The following is a 19151-nucleotide window of genomic DNA, read 5'->3' on the forward strand; positions in this document are numbered from 1 at the left end:
ATACGTTATTAGTCACCTTCAATAATCATTTGTTTTATTTTTATCGCTTTTTCAAAGTGATCTAACTTATGGGTGTGTATCCACCACGTAGCGGCTTGCATCAGCAGCTCTGGATTGTCGTTTTTATTTGCAAAAAAAGCGTAAAAAGAAAGGCCTACGTTTTCGCCTTTGGCTGCTATTTTTTTATCGCATACAGCTATAATTTTTGCTTTTAGTTCTTCCTGCATACATACCTTATTTAATTGTATTTTAATTATCTAAATATACCGTTTAAAAAACTAACAATTAGCTGTAAAAGACTTCTATCAACAATACTATGATTCTCAAACTCTTTATTAGGCGTATTTACTTTTGTAGCTTTGCATTCATTATTTAGCGGCTCATTTTTATGTATATTGGTTTCATAAGCTATATCAGCTTGCTCCATACATTTTGCAGAGCCCGCATAAGGCTTTGCCGCACAGCCAGTTAAAAATATACACAATGAAAATACAATTAAAAACGCTTTCATATTCAATCCTATTGTACGCATCCTTGTGCTTAAAATTATAGCTGTAAGTTTGCTTACTTAGGCGGCTATTAAAACAAGTAGATCAATAAAAAACACACCAACTTCATCAAAAAAAGTGTCGCCTTTAGCATCCTTTTTATTTGAGTGCTTACACATTCATTGAAAACCTCTGAGCTTGTTTTAGCGCCATTTAGCTCAGTCATTTCTGCCTCTTGTATGCATACACGTCCTTCGGAATGCTCGGCTGTACTACATGCACTTAATAACGCGCACAGTAATAATGCTGTAGTGGGGCTTTTTAAGTTCATCCTTAAACTATCCTAATATCTAAAGTTTTATAAAAATATAGGTAAGGCAAGTATGTACAGCTTGTACCCAAATAATGCGCTACTTTACCACCTCAATAAAATACCCAACCAGTAAAAATATGTAAGCTTATGTAGCGTCAAAAGCAATCACCTCTTTTAATCTGAAAAAATTGCAGCTGTTTATGTGTAAAAGTTACAGAGCAACGCCATCCAAACCAACCAAAAGTACATTAAAGTCAATTATATCAACATATTAAAATCTGGCACTGCGCTTGCTTTTTAAAAGTTTATAAAGTAATTACAGCAAGGAAAGAGTTATGAATATTTTTGAAGCGCTACGTCACGACCACGATAAACAACGCGAGTTAGTAGATGCCCTTATTCAAACGCACGGCGATACGCAGCAGCGCCACAAGCTAATGGACGAGCTAAAAACCGAATTAGAAGATCACGCAAAATTTGAAGAGCGTTATTTTTATAACCCACTTATGTTTGACGATTTAACGCACGAAAAAGCACGCCACAGCGTTGCTGAACACCATGAAATTGACGAATTAATAGAACAACTTGAAGACACCGAAATGAGCTCATCTGCTTGGTTAGTTGCAGCTAAAAAGTTGCACCATTTAGTGCATCATCATTTAAGTGAAGAAGAACATGAAGTATTTCAATTAGCGGGTAAAGCCCTAACCGAAGGACAAAAAGAAAGCCTAGCTAAACAGTATAACGATGCCATGCATTAGTTATTAATTAAACCGACTTCCATACACTCCCTTGTGTACTTATTGGTTATAAGCCGTATGGCTTATAACCTTTTTTTTGCAGCGCTACTTAATGGTAAATTTAACGTCTTGCTCGCGTAACACATACAGTGCAAAACACGCTGCCCACATTGGCCACGCTGTAAAAAACAATAAGTTATTAAAGCCATCAATATACTGATTATAAGATGAAAGCGTTGATAGGCCGTGCATTACAAATATAACGCCATAAGTAAGGCGCTTTTTAATACCCACTAAAAAAGCCAACACTAAAATAAGCTGTAACGCCCCCAGTACATAAGCAACCACATCTGTAGAGCCGCTAATACCATAAAAATGCTCAAAAATTCGAGCGCTATGCCCAGGGTTAACAAACTTATCAAACGTCCACATAATCATTACAATAAATACGCCTAGGCGTAGCGAAAAAAGCGACCACTGCAAACGATTTTGAAAGTCAGTACCTGTTGTACCAGTCATAAAATTTCCTTAAAACTAAATAATTTAATGTTGAAACTAGCAAGACCGCTCAACACATATTTTATTTCATCTTAATGTATAATTTTTTAATAAATTCGGTGCCCTGCTTTTGGTTTGTTTGCGTATAAAACCGCTATTTATAAATTACGACCTATTATGGCAATAACTAACTACAGTATTTGTAAAACAAAAACATAGTGCCTAAAACTGAATAACGCTTTTGAGCAATGTGCTAAGCTTTTAACGTTTCATTCTAAAAAACAAAAAGAATTAATATTTACTGAAAGTTATTCACAATGCTGCAGGTCTTTATTGCCACATTCACACTAACCAAAATGAGAACCCTTTTGAAACATTCATATTTGGCACTTTTTATAGCCGCTTCACTCACACCTAATTTTTATGCTCATGCGGCACAATCTGCAGCTAATACCGACTCAATTGAACGTATTGAAGTAGCAGGCCAAACGATTAAATCTCAAGGGCTTTCTGTAAAAGATGCCACTATTAACGGCCCCTTCGGCGACAACCTTGCACTGCAAGACATAGCACGCTCAGTAACGCCTATTTCAAGCGAGTTAATAGAGCAACTAAATATTACTACCCTACAAGACGTACTAGCCGTAAGCCCAAACACATACTCTGCAAGTGGCTTTGGTGCACCCAGCTTACCTACTATTCGTGGCCAACTGGGTGAGCTTTTTCAAGATGGTACACGCCGCCAAGCAGGTAATAATGGCTTTGGCGTGCCGTTATCGTTCAATTCTGTAGAACAAATAGATGTAGTAAAAGGCGCACCGCCGGTTTTATTTGGCTCAAGCCAACGTAACGGTGGTTTTGTAAATTTACACTCAAAGACTGCCTCTACAGATGAAAGTAAAGGTAAAGTTAAACTCTCAGCGGGGCGATGGGATCAATACAGTGCGCAAGTAGATTACACTGCCCCCATTATAAAAGATAAAGTGGGGCTTAGAGTAAGTTACGAGCACCTCGATGAAGGCAGCTACTACGATTACTCAGGTACAAAAAGCGACAGTTTATTTGCAGCACTACGCATATTGCCCGATGATAAAAGCAGTTGGGATATTAACTTTGAGCTATACCAAGTTGAATTTACCGACAACGCTGGTATTAACCGCCCTACCCAAGCCTTAATTGATGATGGCCTTTATATTACCGGCCAAGGCGTGCAAGCCAATGGTAGTACCGTACCAGCAGCGGGTTCAATTGTATCGCCTACTGGGCAAGTAAAAATAGATCGCAGCACCGTACTTACCGACCTTGATAACCAAAACGAAGCTACAACTTATTTAATTCACAGCATTTATAAGCGCGAGCTAAGTGCTAATGCCTCACTTAAAAACATTACGTATTTTCAGCATTTACAGCGTGAAGAAATAGCCCAAAACAGCTTTGTAGAAATTATAGACGGCGCTGATACAGCGCAAAACCGTACTGAGCTTACTTACCGCTGGAACAGTGACCAGCAAACAATTTTTGCTTTTGACGTACGCTATAACAAAGTACTTGGCTACAGCCAATTTACTACCGAGGCCGATTTACCTATTGATTTAACTGGCCCACTTTCAAACCGCCGCATTCCCTTAACCGATGCACAAAAAGCACGTTTAGTAGAGCTAAGCCCAGGTGTATTTGTATCGCCTGGTGGTCAATACGATTTAGATAACGATGGCAGCGGCGACTTTAACCTATCAGACACCACCGATTCACGTTCATGGCAAACAGGGCTTGCTATTCAGCAAGATTCAGATTGGGGCGATAAACTTCATACCAGTGCGGGCTACCGCGTTGACTTTTACGATGTAGAAGCAAACGACCCTATTGCACCACAAGGTCAAGTTGCCGCAAGCGACAGCATTAACGAAATACTGCATTCTGGCCAAGTTAGCTTTAATTACAAATTAAATAGTGATTACACCACTTATGGTGCAGCAAGTTATAACGAAGCAACATCAAACAGTATGGCTGGCGGTACATCACTTGGCGGCGATAACACAATTAGCGCACAAAATTTTGCAACCGAAAACACCTTAGTTGAGTTTGGCTTAAAGTACGCCCCAACCGACAGAGACTGGTACGCTGATGGCGCGGTATTTAGCCAGCGCCGTAGTTTACGTAATCGCGACGGCAGCAATACAGGTATTCGTACTACAGGTTTTGAAAGCCAAGTATTTTACGATGCCTACCCATATTGGCTAAGTGCGGGTTACAGCTACATAGACGCTCGTTACGACAATTCTGCAAGCAGTCAAGATTCTGCTCAAGTAATCGATGCGTTTGACAATTCACGCCCAGATATTATTGCAGGTACCGGCGTTGGCGCACCAAGTTTTACCGCGTTTGCACCTTCAAACCGCCAAGTTCAGGGCATTCCTGAGCAATCGTTCAGTTTTAACGGAAATTATTCAATTAATTCGAAATGGCAAATGGGTTTTTCAGGTCTATATACAAAGAGTTACCCATTAGACTTTTTAGCAACAGTTAAAATTCGTGATCAATACACGCTAAACGTTAATACTAGCTACGCATTTACGCCTAGGACTAAGTTGCGATTAGATGTAAACAATGTCACTAATCAAAAAAACTGGCGCCCAGTATTTGAAGGGGGTTACTTTGGCGCAACATTGGCATTCCCTGAACTGCCAATAAACGCAAAATTAACACTAACCCATAATTTTTAAGAGCGGTTGAGAGAACATGATTAAAAAACTATTTTTGGTATTGATTGCAGCAGCGGCTATAGGCTTGTTCTTTCACTTTAATTTACACCAGTTACTTACGCTTGAAGGCTTAAAAGGCTCGATGGATCAATTTAGCCAATATAAAGAGCAGTCGCCATTATTGGTTTTTGGTGGCTTCTTTTTATTATACGTAGTGGTAACGGCTCTCTCATTACCGGGGGCGGCAATATTAACACTGGCCGCAGGTGCATTATTTGGCTTAGTTGAAGGCTTATTGGTTGCCTCGTTTGCCTCTACGGTAGGTGCTACGCTTGCCTTTTTAGTATCGCGTTACTTACTGCGCGATACAATTAAACAACGTTTTCCTGAGCGCTTAGGCGCTATTGACGCAGGCGTTGAAAAAGAAGGTGGCTTTTACTTATTTACGCTTAGATTAGTGCCCGTATTTCCGTTCTTTTTAATTAACTTATTGATGGGTGTTACCGCAATTAAAGCATGGACCTTTTACTGGGTAAGCCAAATAGGCATGCTGGCGGGTACATTTGTATTTGTAAACGCCGGTACGCAACTTGCGCAAATTGAGAGCTTATCAGGCATTTTATCGCTCGATCTTATTTTATCATTCGCTTTATTAGGTGTATTTCCATTCATTGCTAAAGGAATCCTAAACGTGTTTAAAAAACGTCGTGTATACAAAAACTATACTAAACCTAAAAAGTTTGACCGCAACATGATTGTTATTGGCGCAGGTGCTGGCGGCTTAGTAACAAGCTACATTGCAGCAGCGGTTAAAGCCAAAGTAACCCTAATTGAAGCCGGCGAAATGGGTGGCGACTGTTTAAACTACGGGTGTGTGCCAAGTAAAGCCGTTATTAAAAGCGCTAAAATTGCTGAGCAAGTTCGCCACGGTGAACACTACGGCCTAGAAAACATGGCACCGCAGTTTTCGTTTAAAAAAGTAATGGCACGTGTACATAAAGTAATTGCCGACATCGCCCCGCACGATAGCGTTGAGCGTTACACAAACCTAGGCGTAGATGTTGTAAAAGGCTACGGTAAATTATTAGACCCGTGGACTGTAGAAATTAAGCTTAACGATGGCGGCACGCAAACATTAACCGCCCGTACTATTGTTATTGCCACAGGCGCACGCCCATTTGTACCGCCACTTCCTGGCATTGAAGAAACAGGCTATGTAACAAGCGATACTTTATGGACTAAATTTGCTGAACTTGAAGAAGCCCCTAAAAAGCTTGTTGTACTTGGCGGCGGCCCAATTGGTAGCGAACTTGCACAAAGTTTTGCACGCTTAGGCTCAAATGTTACGCAAATTGAAATGGCTGAACGCATTATGATCAAAGAAGACTTAGAGGTGTCTACCTTTGCTCACGAAGTGCTTATTGAAAGCGGCGTAAACATTTTAACCTCGCATCAGGCACTGCGCTGTGAAGCGCGCGATGGCAAAAAGTTCATTGTGGTAAAACATAATGATACCGAAATCGATATTGAATACGATGAGCTACTATGTGCTGTGGGCCGAAGCGCTCGCCTTAAAGGTTACGGCCTTGAAGAACTTGGTATAGAAACTAACCGTACTGTAGTCACTAACGAATACCTTGAAACGCTTTACCCTAACATTTTTGCCGCTGGCGATATTGTAGGTCCGTATCAGTTTACGCACGTAGCCGCTCATCAGGGTTGGTACGCAGCAGTAAATGGCTTATTTGGTAATCTTAAAAAGTTTAAAGTAGATTACCGTGTTATTCCGTGGACTACGTTTATTGACCCAGAAGTAGCACGTGTTGGCTTAAACGAGCAAGACGCTATTGATAAAGGCATTGACTATGAAATCACTCGCTTTGAATTTGAAGAGCTAGACCGCGCCATTACCGACAGCGCCACCAAAGGCTTTATTAAAGTAATTACACCCAAAGGCAAAGACAAAATACTCGGTGTTACTGTGGTTTCTGAGCACGCTGGCGATTTAATTGCTGAGTTTGTACTGGCAATGAAACACGGGTTAGGCCTTAACAAAATACTGGGCACTATTCACAGCTACCCTACGTGGGCTGAAGGTAATAAGTACGCGGCGGGTGAGTGGAAACGCGCTCACGCACCTGAAAAAGTACTTAACATGCTTGAAAAATACCACGCATGGCTCAGAGGCTAATATGTTTAAAACACCTTTAAAAGAGCTACTGTTAGGGTCTGCTTTACTTGCAACATCGTTTGCAACGTCATTTTCGGCCCAAGCTCAAAATATGCACGAGGGCTGGAACGCATTATTAAACAACCATGTTGTAGCTATTAATCATGGCCACAGCACAGAGGTTGATTACGCAGCAATAAAAGCTAAGCACAGCGAGCTTAAAAGCTATTTAGATTCGTTATCGGCTGTTACGCAAAACGAGTTTGATACATGGGAAAAACCGAAGCAACTTGCGTTTTTAATCAATGCGTATAATGCCTTTACTGTTGAGCTTATATTAACAAAATACCCAAACCTTAAATCAATTAAAGATTTAGGCAGCTTTTTTAGCTCACCATGGAGCAAAGAGTTTGTGCCATTACTTGGTAAAACGCGCAGCCTTGATGATATAGAGCATGGTTTAATACGTGGCAGTGGTAAATACAACGACCCACGTATTCACTTTGCTGTAAATTGCGCGAGTATTGGTTGCCCAGCCCTACGTGAAGAAGCCTACACTGCCACTGATTTAGACAGCCAATTGCAAGCGCAAACGGTGCGTTTTTTATCAGATACAACCCGCAATATAGCGCAAGGTAACACGCTAAATGTGTCTTCAATATTTAAGTGGTACGGCGATGATTTTGAACAAGGTTTTAAAGGCGCCAACACGCTGCAGCAGTTTTTTTTGCAATACCCTAAAGCACTAAAACTGGTACCCGCTCAGCAAAAAGCGCTTAAAAATAACAACATGAAAGTTAAATTTTTAGACTACAACTGGGATTTAAATGCTCGCCAATAAATGTTGGCAAACATTATCGCGATACAGCTTTTGCTGTGTCGCGTTTTGCATTTGCCTTGTTATTAGCTTTAAAAGCCTAGCAAGTACACAATTACAAAGCCGTTGGCAACAAATAGAAAGCTTAGGTAAAAACCAAAGCGTATATTTTTATGCGTGGGGCGGCGATGCGCAAATAAATGCATATATTCAATGGGCTGCGCAGCAAGTAAAAGCCAAATACAACATTAACTTAGTACATGTAAAACTCAGTGATACCAGCGAAGCCGTTAGCCGGGTACTTGCCGAAAAATCAGCAAACAATAACGATAAAGGCAGCGTAGATTTAATTTGGATAAACGGTGCTAACTTTGCCACCATGAGCGAGCACTCATTATTACTAAAACAATGGGCTAATAAGCTGCCTAATTTTAGCTACACCGACCCTAGCAATAACCCCGCTGTTAATTTTGATTTTGGAATACCCACTAATGGAATGGAAGCACCTTGGGGCCAAGCATCGCTCACCTTTTACTACGACAGTTTAGCAATTGACGGCACTGCAAATAACACACTACCAACAACCCTAAACCAATTACTTAGCTGGAGCGCACAAAACCCAGGGCGCTTTAGTTACCCAAAGCCACCTGACTTTTTAGGCATGAGCTTTTTAAAATACGCGCTTGTTATGCTACATCAACAAAGTGATGAAACACTTAAAGCACAGTTAAATCAGCCAGCTACTGCACAAAACACAGCCCAAGTATTAAACCCATTATGGGACTTTTTAAATAAACTGCACCCAACACTTTGGCGCGGCGGGAAACACTTTATGCAAAGTGGTGCACAAATGCGCCGTTTAGTAGGCGACACCGAGCTAAGCATAGCGTTTACGTTTTCAGCACCCGAAGTGCCCGCAGCCGTTAAACGCTATGATTTACCAAAAAGTATTCGCAGTTATGCAATGCAAGATGGCAGTTTAAGTAACACCCACTTTGTAGCCATACCTTTTAATGCAAGCCACCAGCAAGGTGCGCAGTTAGTGGCTAATTTTTTATTAAGTCCAGAGGCGCAAGCTCAAAAACAAAAAGCGTCTATATGGGGCGATAAAAGCGTACTTATTCAATCAACGCTAGCTCCACAGCAACAAACTTTATTTAAAACAACGCAACCGCATCCAAGTGCCCTGCCTTTAAATAGTATTAAACGCACGCTAAATGAGCCACACCCAAGCTGGGTAAACGCTATTTTGCAAGGGTGGCAAGCGCGTTTTGGAGTAAGCCAATGAGTGTTGTTTCAAATAAGTTAGCAGCAAGCCCAACGCTTAAACCACATAAAAGCGCCGATATGTTTAGTAAATTAGTTACATTAAGTCCACGCTTTTTACTGGCATTGCTTATTTTACCTGTAATAGGCGGCTTAATTAGCGTGCTATTGCCCGCTTTTGGTTATGCGCCGGTACTTGAGCATACAACACTTGGCCTACATGGCTTTACTATGCTCATGCAAACACCCGGCCTAACATACATGGTTATGCTAAGTGTTGGCAGCGGATTAATAAGTACCTTACTAGCCTTTACCATTACATTAATGATTTTAGCGGCATTTTTTAATAGCCCGTGGCTTAACCGTATTCAGCGTTTATTGAGTCCCATACTGGTAATTCCTCACGCGGCAGCGGCTATAGCGGTTGGTTTTTTAATTGCTCCTTCGGGAATGATCTCGCGCTTAGTATCGCCTTGGTTTAGTGGGTGGGAACTTGCGCCTAACGGCATGTTTCCGCATGACGCGTTTGGAATTAGTATAATTTTAGGCTTAACACTTAAAGAGCTGCCTTTTTTACTGTTAATGGCGCTAGGTGTGCTTGCTCAACCTGAGCTTGGCAAAAAGCTGCGCCAGCAACATAAAGTAGCGCTTAATTTAGGCTACTGCCCTATGACGGCTTTTTTTAAAGTAATATTACCAAGCCTTTACCCATTATTGCGTCTACCCATTTTAGCCGTATTGGCTTATGCCAGTGCAAGTGTAGAAATGCCACTTATTTTGGGGCCAAATACCCCGCCTACGCTTGCTGTTGCTATAATGCACTGGTTTAACGATGTAGATTTAAACCTGCGTATTAAAGCCTCTGCGGGGGCACTATTACAGCTTGTCCTTACTGGCGGTTTGCTAGCACTTTGGCTTGGCGGCGAAAAAGCGATAAAAGCATTATTTAGTGATTTACTCACCAATGGCGAGCGAGAGTATGGCGGTGTTTATTGGCAAAAAATAACAACCGTATTAACAGTATTTGTAATTGGCTTTATTTTGCTTTCATTAATTGGCTTAATTGTGTGGTCGGTTGCGGGGTTTTGGCGTTTTCCGGCGGCACTGCCCGATCAGCTCACGCTACTTCACTTTAAAAGTGCGCTAATGCAAATGCAAAGCCCGCTTTTTAATACCCTTGCGATAGGGCTAGTTACTACGTTATTTGCCATTATTATTACCCTTTTGTGCTTAGAGTCAGAGCAGTTAAGTGCCAAACCCATGTCGCGCTTTACCAGCTTAATTATTTATTTACCGCTGCTTGTACCAAGTATTGCGTTTTTATTTGGCCTAGTGTGGCTGCAACAACTAGTAAATAACCAGGCCGCGTTTTTTAATGTGGTATTTACCCATTTATTGTTTGTACTACCGTATGTGTTTTTATCACTTGCGAGCAGTTATAGGCGCTTAGACCCTCGCTTTGCTAATGTAGCAGCAAGCCTTGGCGCAACGCCCTGCAAAGTATTTTTACAAGTGAAATTACCCCAGTTATTTGCTCCTATTTTAATTGCGGCGGCACTTGGTTTAGCCATTAGCTTTGGCCAATATTTACCTACACTTTTAGCCGGTGGCGGGCGCATAGCAACCATAACAACCGAAGCGGTTACCCTTGCTAATGGCGCAAGTAGCCGCACCAGTGCGGTGTATGCCATTATGCAAATGGCATTGCCACTCATTGGCTTTATACTGGCGTGGGTGTTACCTAAGTACTTTTTTAAAAGCGCCCATCGCTAACCCATAAATTAAAAGGTTTTTAATGCAGTCATCTTTAGAGATTAAAAATTGTGAGCTTTATCGTCAAAACCAACAATTACTTAGCTTAAACGAGCAGGTAAAAGGCGGCGAAATACTCACTGTTATGGGGCCATCAGGCAGTGGTAAATCAAGTTTATTAAATTGGCTTACCGGCACATTACCCAGTGGTTTTAGCGCAAATGGCGAAGTGTGGCTTAACGGCGAAAATATTAATAACTTACCCGCACATTTACGCCACATAGGCGTGCTTTATCAAGATGCGTTATTATTTTCGCATTTATCGGTAAGCGGTAACATTGCCTTTGCTATGCCTAAAGGCAATAAAAAACAGCGCCTTGAAAAAATAGAGCACGCCCTTGAACAAGTTGGATTAAAAGGCATGGCTAATCGCCACCCCGACAACCTCTCTGGTGGGCAACAAGCCCGCGTTGCTTTATTGCGTATGCTATTGAGCGAGCCAAAAGCCATTTTACTTGATGAGCCCTTTAGCAAGCTCGATACCCAATTAAGATTAGATACGCGCGAGCTAGTATTTAGCCAAATACGCGAGCATAAATTGCCCGCTATTATGGTAACTCACGATCATAGCGATGCAGAGGCCGCAAATGGCAAACTGATCACCTTAAATTTAGCCAAATAAACGCACAAAAAGTACAAGGCACCAAGCATGTTAGACAAATACATCACCCCAGTAATAAAGCCACTGTTAACTCCTGTTGTGGCGTTAATGCACAAATGCGGCATAACGCCCGACCAACTTACTGTGGTAGGCTTTTTAATAGGCCTATTAGCTGTGCCATTAATTGCGTATGAAATGTGGTACGCAGCGTTAACGGCTATTGCTTTAAATCGTATTTTAGATGGGCTAGATGGCGCATTGGCACGCCATGCAAATTTAAGTTCAAGTGCTGGCGGCTTTTTAGATATTACCCTCGACTTTTTATTTTATGCGGCAATTCCGCTTGGCTTTATTTTGGCAAACCCCGAGCAAAACGCCATTGCAGGTAGCATATTACTGGCCACCTTTATAGGCACTGGCTCAAGCTTTTTAGCCTTTGCCATAGCCGCCGAAAAATTTAAGCTCGAAAAACCCCAGTTTAAATACAAAAGCTTTTACTATTTAAATGGTTTAACCGAAGGCACAGAAACCATCGCGCTGTTTATCGCCTTTTGTATTTGGCCGCAGCACTTTGCCCTAATGGCGAGTATTTTTGCCACTGCGTGCGCTATTACTATTTTTACACGTATACATGGTGGGTATAACACGCTTAAACGCCAAGAAGCTGATGAGGTTAAACAAAACAATGAGTAATGAAATTTGGTGGCGATTAGGGTTCTTTTTTAGCATTTTGGTTATTATGATGCTGCTAGAGTTGCGTATGCCTGCTCGTAAATCGCCGATAAAAAGTACCACCCGGTGGTTGGCCAATTTTGGACTGGTGTTTGCTTCATCATTAATTGCTCGCTTAAGTGTGCCAATAGGCTTAACTGCCGTAGCGCTTTATAACCAAGAGCACGGCATTGGTTTATTTAATCAAATAGCCACACCAAGTAGTGTTGCTATTATTTTAAGCATATTACTGCTAGATATAGTTATTTATTGGCAGCACCGGCTTTTTCATCAAGTGCCTATTTTGTGGCGCTTGCACCGTGTTCACCACGCCGATGCCCATGTAGATACCAGCACAGGTTTGCGTTTTCACCCTATCGAAATTGTGCTCAGTATAGTTATAAAATTGATTGCCGTAACCGCTTTGGGTGTACCTGCTATTGCAGTATTAATATTTGAAATAGCACTTAATGGGTTAGCGCTGTTTAACCACGCCAATATACGTTTACCCAATGCAATAGAAAAACCACTTCGGCTCATATTAATGACCCAAATACTGCACCGTATTCACCATAGCCAACGCGTGAGCGAAACCAATTCAAACTATGGATTTAGCGTTATTTGGTGGGATAAACTGTTTGGTAGCTACAAAAATGAAGCGCAAAAAGCCGATAACGACATAGATATAGGCTTAAAAGAATACCCTAACCCGCAGCAAAACGCCTCGCTGTGGGGCTTGCTAATTATGCCGTTTAAACGTAAATAAGCTGCCGTTTCAAGTGGCTACAATACTATTTAAATAAACAATAAATTAAGGGGTAAATGCGTATTTAAATTTACACATTTACCTTATTAAACCCCGCCAAAGCCTTACCCGCTAAAATTTAGCCTTAACAAGTTAAGCACTTTAAAGGGTTTACTAACCTATTGAATGCTATACCACTTTCACTTTGTTTTTAACTTTCGTTTTTTGTAAAAAAGCAAAATTACACGCCATATAGTTAGCCTAATACGGGTAAATCATCGCAATTAGCGCTAAACGTAATTGCTGCAGGTCACTTTAATATTTACCAATTAAGTAAAGTATTAATAGATGTATTAAAAATGCAACATTACAAATAATGTAAGCTGTTAAATTTATTAGCGATTTAGTTAATAACTCCAATTGATAAACTGGTCTTACCGTAAACTAAATGTAAATAAAACACACAAATATGTTGACCATTTACGTAGTGCGCAATATTATTTGTAAGCGCTTACAAAAACACATGATAAATGTAAGCGCTTACAAAAATAAATATGGTTCTTTTTAATAAGTTTAAACACACATTCTGACAACAATCTGTGAAACCGGGGTTCAGCTATGAACATTGAAAAAACACACATTGCTCGCTTACTGGCTGCTATTTCGTTAGCGTCTTTAGCTGGCTGTGGTGGCGACTCAGCCACAACATCTAATTTTGAAAATATCGACGCTTCTGAGCCAGTTTCAGATTGGCAACTAGTATGGAGCGACGAGTTTGAAGACTCAGCCATTGATACTAATAAGTGGAACTTTGAATTAAACTGCGATGGCGGTGGTAACAACGAAAAACAATGTTACACCGATAACGAAGAAAACGCCTTTATACAAGACGGTGTGTTAAACATTGTTGCCCTACCCGCAACAGAAGGCGCTAAAAAGCCCTACACTTCTGCGCGTTTAAATACCCGTTACAATGCTGATTTTACTTATGGCCGCTTTGAAGTACGTGCAAAGCTGCCTTCGGGGCAAGGCAGCTGGCCTGCGTTTTGGATGCTACCAACCGATGAAGAATACGGTACATGGCCACGCTCAGGCGAAATTGATGTTTTAGAATCAGTAAACCTAAAAACCGCTGACGAAGATGGCGGTGTTGAATCAAGCATTCATGGCACATTGCATTACGGCCGTGCATGGCCAGATAACAGCTACACAGGCCAAGAGTACAAATTTCCTGAAGATAGCAACCCAGCAGATGACTTTCATACTTACGCAGTAGAGTGGCAAGAAGGTGAAATACGCTGGTACGTTGATGGCTACCTATATGCCACACAGCGCCAATCAGAAGTATTATATAATTCCAAAGGCGAAGCCGCAGGTTTGAAACATCGCGGTTGGTTTGCAGAGTATTTTGAACAAGGTTCTGGCGAGCTAGAAACTCATTGGGATAGCGCTCCTTACGATAAGGACTTTCACTTACTGTTAAATTTAGCAGTAGGCGGCGACTGGCCTGAAAACGTAAATGAGTTAGGCGTAGATGCCAGCGCATTTGAAAACGGCCAAACGTTTGCAATTGACTACGTACGTGTTTATCAATGTGCATCAAACCCAGATACCGGCAAAGGGTGTGAAACTATTCGCCCAGGTTACGATAGCCTAGACGATGCCCTGCTAGAGGGCGAAGCGCCTATTCCTAGCCCGCCATCTACAGGTATTGCTACACCGTTAACTATTTTTGGCGACAGCTTTAACCCTAACTGGCCAGCATGGGATTGTTGTGGTGGCTCTACACCTGCAATCGTAAGTGATGAAGAGCAAGGCGACGTTGTTGAATTTACAATAGGCAGCGAGCCTACAGTGGTTGGTTTTATTAGCCGCGATGCGTTTATTACTGACGAAAACGGTGCTGCCACGCCTTTTGATGCATCACCTATGCTAGAAGAAGGCTACGTACGCTTTAAAATGAAAGTAACCAGCGCACCAAGCGTGCCAGACACACCTTGGTTTGTAAAACTTGAAAGCACAGAAGCCTCAACCGATGCTGATATGCCGCTTACAAGTAGCGTTGAAGGCCAAGCACCTGTAGTCGGTCAGTGGCAAACCTATACGTTTTTACTTTCTGACCTTGCTGACTTAGATTTAGATATCAGCGCAATTGACGTACTTATGGTATTTCCTGAGTGGGGCACGGGCGAAGGCGCAACCTTTTTAATTGACGACGTTGAAATTACACAAGATAACCTAGGCGCATCACCAGAGCTGACTATTTTTGAAGATGAGCAAAACCTAGCATGGCCAATGTGGGATTGCTGTGGTGGCTCAACGCCTATCGAAGTGGTAGATGATGAAGCGCACGGTGTAACCGCTGAATTTAGTATTGGTGCAGAGCCTACAGTAATGGGCTTTAACAGCCGTACTGAAGTAGGTGGTGCAGGTGAGTCATTTGATGCAAGCAGCATTTTAGATGAAGGCGTTATACAGTTTGACTTAAAAGTAACGTCTACTCCTAGCGACCCGTCAACTGCTTGGTTATTTAAAGTAGAAGCAAATGGTGCAACTTCATTTGCAGAACTTGAACTAACGCAAAGTGTTGAAGGTGTAGCGCCAGTGACTGGCGAGTGGCAAACTTATACATTTAAGTTATCAGATCTCGCTGGTGCGGGCCTTGATGTAAGTGCAATTGATGTACTTATGATTTTTCCGGCATGGGGCGCAGGTGAAGGCGCGGTTTACCGTGTAGATAATGTTAAAATTTACAACCCTAATGCAGCGCCCGTTGCCTCTGGTGAGCTAAACGTATTTACAGATACAGTCGCCGATCAGTGGAGCATATGGGATTGCTGTGGTGGTTCAACACCTACAACAGAAACCGACGATGATCAGCACGGCGCAGTGGCTCAGTTTAGCATTGGTGCAACACCTACTGTAATGGGCTTTTTAGCCGATGAAGACGTATCGTTTGATGCATCAGCCCTGTTAGAAAATGGCGTTGTACAGTTTGATTTAAAAGTAATAACAGCACCTTCAAACGTGGATGCACAATGGTTATTTAAAATTGAATCAATTGGCGCTTCAAGCGCAGTAGAGCTGGCATTAACGCAAAGCAATGAAGGGCAAACACCTGTTACAGGTGAGTGGCAAACATACACCTTCCCTATTGGGCAACTATTTGATGCGGGCTTAGATATTAGCGCTATAAACGTGCTCATGGTATTTCCTACGTGGGATATGGGCAACGGCGCATTATACCGCATAGATAACGTGATTATCGCGAATCCATAAAAACACACTACAATAGGCGCATGGCGCCTATTGCTACACAACAACATTTTATAAAGCAGAGCTATTATGAACACATTCAATTTTAAAAAGAGCCAACTTGCGGCTTCTGTGTCTCTTATCATTGCTGCAAGCACGTTAAATACGGCCATTGCTGCCGAGGCAGACACAGCAGCATCTCCTGATGTAGAAGTTATTGAAGTAAAAGGTATTCGTGGTTCACTTATTCGTTCTATGGATATGAAACGTGATTCATCGGGCGTAGTAGATGCCATTTCAGCAGAAGAAATGGGGAAATTTCCAGATACCAATTTAGCAGAGTCATTACAACGCATTACCGGTGTATCGGTGAGCCGTGCAAACGGTGAAGGTAGCCAAATTACCGTACGTGGTTTTGGCCCAGAGTTTAACTTAATTACGCTAAACGGCCGCCAAATGCCAGGCACAGGTTATACGCGTTCGTACAACCTTGAAAACATTGCCTCAGAGGGCGTAAGTGCGCTAGAAGTATTTAAAACAGCGCGCGCCGATGTACCAAGCGGTGGTTTAGGTGCTACGGTAAACATTTCTACTGCGCGCCCTTTTCAAAAGCCAGGTCAAAATTTTTCAGCCACGGTTAAAGCAAATCACGACTCATCAAACGAAGTCGGTGATGATGTAACCCCGGAGCTTTCGGCTGTTTATAGCAACACATTTGCAGATGACAGATTTGGTTTTGGTTTTTCGTTTTCGCATCAAGAACGCGACTTTCAAAAACAACGCGCCAATATTCAAGGTTGGCAAGCCAATGTTGATTTACCTGAATTAGATAGCAGTAACGTTGTTGATAACCGTACTGACCCATCAGGTAACTACTACTTCCCTAAAGACATGAACTACTCTATTGAAGATGTAGAGCGTGAACGTACTAACGGCCAAGTTACTTTTCAATTTGAACCGGTTGATGGCTTTGTAGCCACCTTAGATTACACAGCAAGTAAAGCGGTTACGGGCTCTGAAAGTATTGGTTGGGGTATTTGGAACGACTTTGGTAGCAATATTAATGGCTACGAGCTTGATGAAAACGGCACCGCTGTTTATGCCGATATTAGCGGTAACGATGCCTCGTTTACAGCCAATAAAGGCACCACAGAAGTAAAAGCACGCTCTATTGGTTTAAACCTAGAGTGGGAAATTAACGACACGTGGCACGTTGAGCTTGATTACCATGACTCTAAAAATGAAACCGATAACGGCGCCGATGACGGGCTAGGCAGTACCGGCCAAGTTATTTTAGGCTCTGATCAGCTAGCAAATAAAATTTACGATTACCGCACAGGCGAAATCCCTAGTGCTCAAGTTAACTGGTTAAACGGCACAAGCGAATTAACGCCAGGCGAAATTGACTCTAACTTTAGCCAATTTACGCACTCGCCGGGTGAATCAAACATTGAGCAATTACAATTACATACCACTTGGTACAATGAAAACTTTGATATTGGCCTAGTTAAAGTAAAATTTGGCGCATCACGCACTGAGCAAAACACCGGTGGCTACACTGCATGGAGTGGTTTAGTAGGTGGCCCTGGTTTTAACCCATCGTACACAGAAATATTCCCAGATAGCATGTTTACTCGCCACGATACGTCGGGCCTTTTAGATCAATTTGATGGTGGCGGCAGCAACTTACAACCAGGTTACTACTACACCTACGATTTTGACGAAGCAGTGGCTCGCCAAATGGCATACTTAACCTCTGATGTAACCGGTGGCGATGCATACGCAGCCAATGCTTACATGGATGGTATTGATAGCGAAAGCTACGTAGAAGAAATTACAAACAGCTTTTATATTCAATCAAGCTGGGAGTTTGATGTAAGCGATTACTACGTAAAAGTAAACGCTGGCCTGCGCTACGAGCAAACAGATGTAACCAGCACAGTACGCCAACGTGTTGAAGAACAAGTAAACTGGATCAGCGCCTCAGAGTGGATAATGCAATATGCAGCCGGCGGCGATGATAACTTCTTAGAGCAGCAAGGCGATTACGACATATTATTACCGTCAATCGATGTAAGTGTTGATTTAACCGAAGACGTTGTAGCCCGCGTATCATGGGGTAAAACTATGTCGCGTGCACCACTGGGTGATTTAGCCGGTGGCCGTAGCTTAACAGGCAGCCCAAAACCTGGCTCGCGCACGGGTAGCCAAGGTAATACAAATTTATTGCCGTTTGAATCAACCAATCTCGACTTATCATTAGAGTATTACTACGCAGAAGGCAGCTATGCCTCTGTTGGTTACTTTAAAAAAGACGTAGATAACTTTATTCAAACCACCATTACGCAAACCACGATTGAAGGCCTATACGACATTTTAAACGGCCCGCGTTACTTACAAGCAGTTAGCGATATTGAATCGCGCGGCGAGCAAGCAACCACAGATGCTATTTTTGCGCAAATGATTAGCAATGGTTATGGCAATGCGAATGGCGTCATTGAGCCAAATAGCGATGACCCACTTATGGTATGGAACATAAGCCAACCACAAAACACCGACAGCAAATCGGTAGATGGGTTTGAAGTGGCTGTTCAGCACTTAATTGGCGAAACTGGTTTTGGTGTAGGTGTTAACGCCACGTTTGTAGATGGCGATGTAGAATTTGATAGCGAAAGCCTAGACCAACAAGCGCCGCTTACAGGTTTAAGTGACTCTGCTAACTTTCAAGGCTTTTACGAAAAAGACGGCCTATCAATCAAAATTACTTACGCATGGCGCGACTCGTACTTAATTGGTGTAGGCCAAGCACAAGGCTCAGCCGATGCGCCACCGCAATATGCTAAAGCCTACGGCCAATGGGATATGAGCGTTAACTACGATGTAAATGAAAACGTAACCGTATTTTTTGATGGCATAAACTTAAATAATGCCACCGAAGAAGGCTACGGCCGTTACGAAGAGCAGTTTTTATTTGCTAATCAGTACGGCCCACGCTACTCAATTGGTGCCCGTTACACGTTTTAAACTATTCCC

At 42.2% G+C, this 19151-nt stretch carries 14 protein-coding genes; 11 read left to right on the top strand and 3 right to left on the bottom strand.

Going from position 1 to position 19151, the window contains the following annotated elements:
* Positions 1-8: 8 nt before the first annotated feature.
* A complete protein-coding gene (locus SJY38_RS17410; RefSeq protein ID WP_004589592.1) occupies positions 9-227 on the bottom strand; it encodes a DUF6500 family protein in 219 nt (72 codons plus the stop codon).
* 26 nt (positions 228-253) lie between these two features.
* Complete coding sequence (locus SJY38_RS17415; RefSeq protein WP_273605342.1) at positions 254-511, bottom strand: hypothetical protein; 258 nt, start codon at positions 509-511, stop codon at positions 254-256.
* A 625-nt stretch (positions 512-1136) separates the two neighbouring features.
* On the opposite strand from SJY38_RS17415, the gene SJY38_RS17420 reads away from it, so the two are divergent.
* Positions 1137-1562 carry a hemerythrin domain-containing protein gene (locus SJY38_RS17420; protein WP_004589589.1) on the top strand — a complete coding sequence of 142 codons (426 nt, stop codon included), beginning with the start codon at positions 1137-1139 and terminating at the stop codon, positions 1560-1562.
* An 84-nt stretch (positions 1563-1646) separates the two neighbouring features.
* On the opposite strand, the gene SJY38_RS17425 is transcribed toward SJY38_RS17420, so the two are convergent.
* The gene (locus tag SJY38_RS17425; protein WP_064387061.1) at positions 1647-2060 is read right to left on the bottom strand and encodes a hypothetical protein; all 414 of its coding nucleotides are present in this window, start codon (positions 2058-2060) and stop codon (positions 1647-1649) included.
* A gap of 347 nt (positions 2061-2407) precedes the next feature.
* Here SJY38_RS17425 and SJY38_RS17430 point away from each other — a divergent pair, with 347 nt between their 5' ends.
* From SJY38_RS17430 to SJY38_RS17475, 10 genes are all read left to right on the top strand, one after another.
* Positions 2408-4762: a TonB-dependent receptor gene (locus tag SJY38_RS17430; protein WP_377110406.1), complete on the top strand. Its 2355-nt coding sequence runs from the start codon at positions 2408-2410 to the stop codon at positions 4760-4762.
* 16 nt (positions 4763-4778) lie between these two features.
* Positions 4779-6932, top strand: coding sequence for an FAD-dependent oxidoreductase (locus SJY38_RS17435; RefSeq protein WP_377110407.1), 2154 nt, complete (start codon positions 4779-4781; stop codon positions 6930-6932).
* 1 nt (position 6933) lies between these two features.
* Positions 6934-7752 carry a DUF547 domain-containing protein gene (locus tag SJY38_RS17440; protein WP_286744310.1) on the top strand — a complete coding sequence of 273 codons (819 nt, stop codon included), beginning with the start codon at positions 6934-6936 and terminating at the stop codon, positions 7750-7752.
* The gene (locus SJY38_RS17445) at positions 7739-9016 is read left to right on the top strand and encodes an ABC transporter substrate-binding protein (protein ID WP_377110408.1); all 1278 of its coding nucleotides are present in this window, start codon (positions 7739-7741) and stop codon (positions 9014-9016) included. The genes SJY38_RS17440 and SJY38_RS17445 overlap by 14 nt, the downstream gene beginning before the upstream one ends.
* Positions 9013-10767 carry an ABC transporter permease gene (locus tag SJY38_RS17450; RefSeq protein WP_286744306.1) on the top strand — a complete coding sequence of 585 codons (1755 nt, stop codon included), beginning with the start codon at positions 9013-9015 and terminating at the stop codon, positions 10765-10767. Before SJY38_RS17445 ends, SJY38_RS17450 begins: the two co-directional genes overlap by 4 nt.
* A 22-nt stretch (positions 10768-10789) precedes the next feature.
* Positions 10790-11428 (top strand): ATP-binding cassette domain-containing protein, encoded by a 639-nt coding sequence (locus tag SJY38_RS17455; protein WP_286744304.1) that lies wholly within the window; start codon positions 10790-10792, stop codon positions 11426-11428.
* A 27-nt stretch (positions 11429-11455) separates the two neighbouring features.
* Complete coding sequence (locus SJY38_RS17460; RefSeq protein WP_286744302.1) at positions 11456-12100, top strand: CDP-alcohol phosphatidyltransferase family protein; 645 nt, start codon at positions 11456-11458, stop codon at positions 12098-12100.
* The gene (locus SJY38_RS17465) at positions 12093-12884 is read left to right on the top strand and encodes a sterol desaturase family protein (protein WP_286744301.1); all 792 of its coding nucleotides are present in this window, start codon (positions 12093-12095) and stop codon (positions 12882-12884) included. The genes SJY38_RS17460 and SJY38_RS17465 overlap by 8 nt, the downstream gene beginning before the upstream one ends.
* Before the next feature lie 597 nt (positions 12885-13481).
* Positions 13482-16142, top strand: coding sequence for a family 16 glycosylhydrolase (locus SJY38_RS17470; RefSeq protein ID WP_377110409.1), 2661 nt, complete (start codon positions 13482-13484; stop codon positions 16140-16142).
* A gap of 66 nt (positions 16143-16208) precedes the next feature.
* Positions 16209-19142 carry a TonB-dependent receptor gene (locus tag SJY38_RS17475; protein WP_377110410.1) on the top strand — a complete coding sequence of 978 codons (2934 nt, stop codon included), beginning with the start codon at positions 16209-16211 and terminating at the stop codon, positions 19140-19142.
* Positions 19143-19151 lie beyond the last annotated feature (9 nt).

The sequence above is a fragment of the Pseudoalteromonas sp. R86517 genome, from assembly GCF_042466295.1.
GTDB classification, from domain to species: Bacteria; Pseudomonadota; Gammaproteobacteria; order Enterobacterales; family Alteromonadaceae; genus Pseudoalteromonas; species Pseudoalteromonas atlantica.

Coding starts and splice junctions, on each gene's coding strand:
- SJY38_RS17470 (WP_377110409.1), top strand. CDS start 13,482: ATGAACATTGAAAAAACACACATTGCTCGCTTACTGGCTGCTATTTCG.
- SJY38_RS17420 (WP_004589589.1), top strand. CDS start 1,137: ATGAATATTTTTGAAGCGCTACGTCACGACCACGATAAACAACGCGAG.
- SJY38_RS17465 (WP_286744301.1), top strand. CDS start 12,093: ATGAGTAATGAAATTTGGTGGCGATTAGGGTTCTTTTTTAGCATTTTG.
- SJY38_RS17435 (WP_377110407.1), top strand. CDS start 4,779: ATGATTAAAAAACTATTTTTGGTATTGATTGCAGCAGCGGCTATAGGC.
- SJY38_RS17460 (WP_286744302.1), top strand. CDS start 11,456: ATGTTAGACAAATACATCACCCCAGTAATAAAGCCACTGTTAACTCCT.
- SJY38_RS17455 (WP_286744304.1), top strand. CDS start 10,790: ATGCAGTCATCTTTAGAGATTAAAAATTGTGAGCTTTATCGTCAAAAC.
- SJY38_RS17450 (WP_286744306.1), top strand. CDS start 9,013: ATGAGTGTTGTTTCAAATAAGTTAGCAGCAAGCCCAACGCTTAAACCA.
- SJY38_RS17475 (WP_377110410.1), top strand. CDS start 16,209: ATGAACACATTCAATTTTAAAAAGAGCCAACTTGCGGCTTCTGTGTCT.
- SJY38_RS17410 (WP_004589592.1), bottom strand. CDS start 227: ATGCAGGAAGAACTAAAAGCAAAAATTATAGCTGTATGCGATAAAAAA.
- SJY38_RS17445 (WP_377110408.1), top strand. CDS start 7,739: ATGCTCGCCAATAAATGTTGGCAAACATTATCGCGATACAGCTTTTGC.
- SJY38_RS17415 (WP_273605342.1), bottom strand. CDS start 511: ATGAAAGCGTTTTTAATTGTATTTTCATTGTGTATATTTTTAACTGGC.
- SJY38_RS17425 (WP_064387061.1), bottom strand. CDS start 2,060: ATGACTGGTACAACAGGTACTGACTTTCAAAATCGTTTGCAGTGGTCG.
- SJY38_RS17440 (WP_286744310.1), top strand. CDS start 6,934: ATGTTTAAAACACCTTTAAAAGAGCTACTGTTAGGGTCTGCTTTACTT.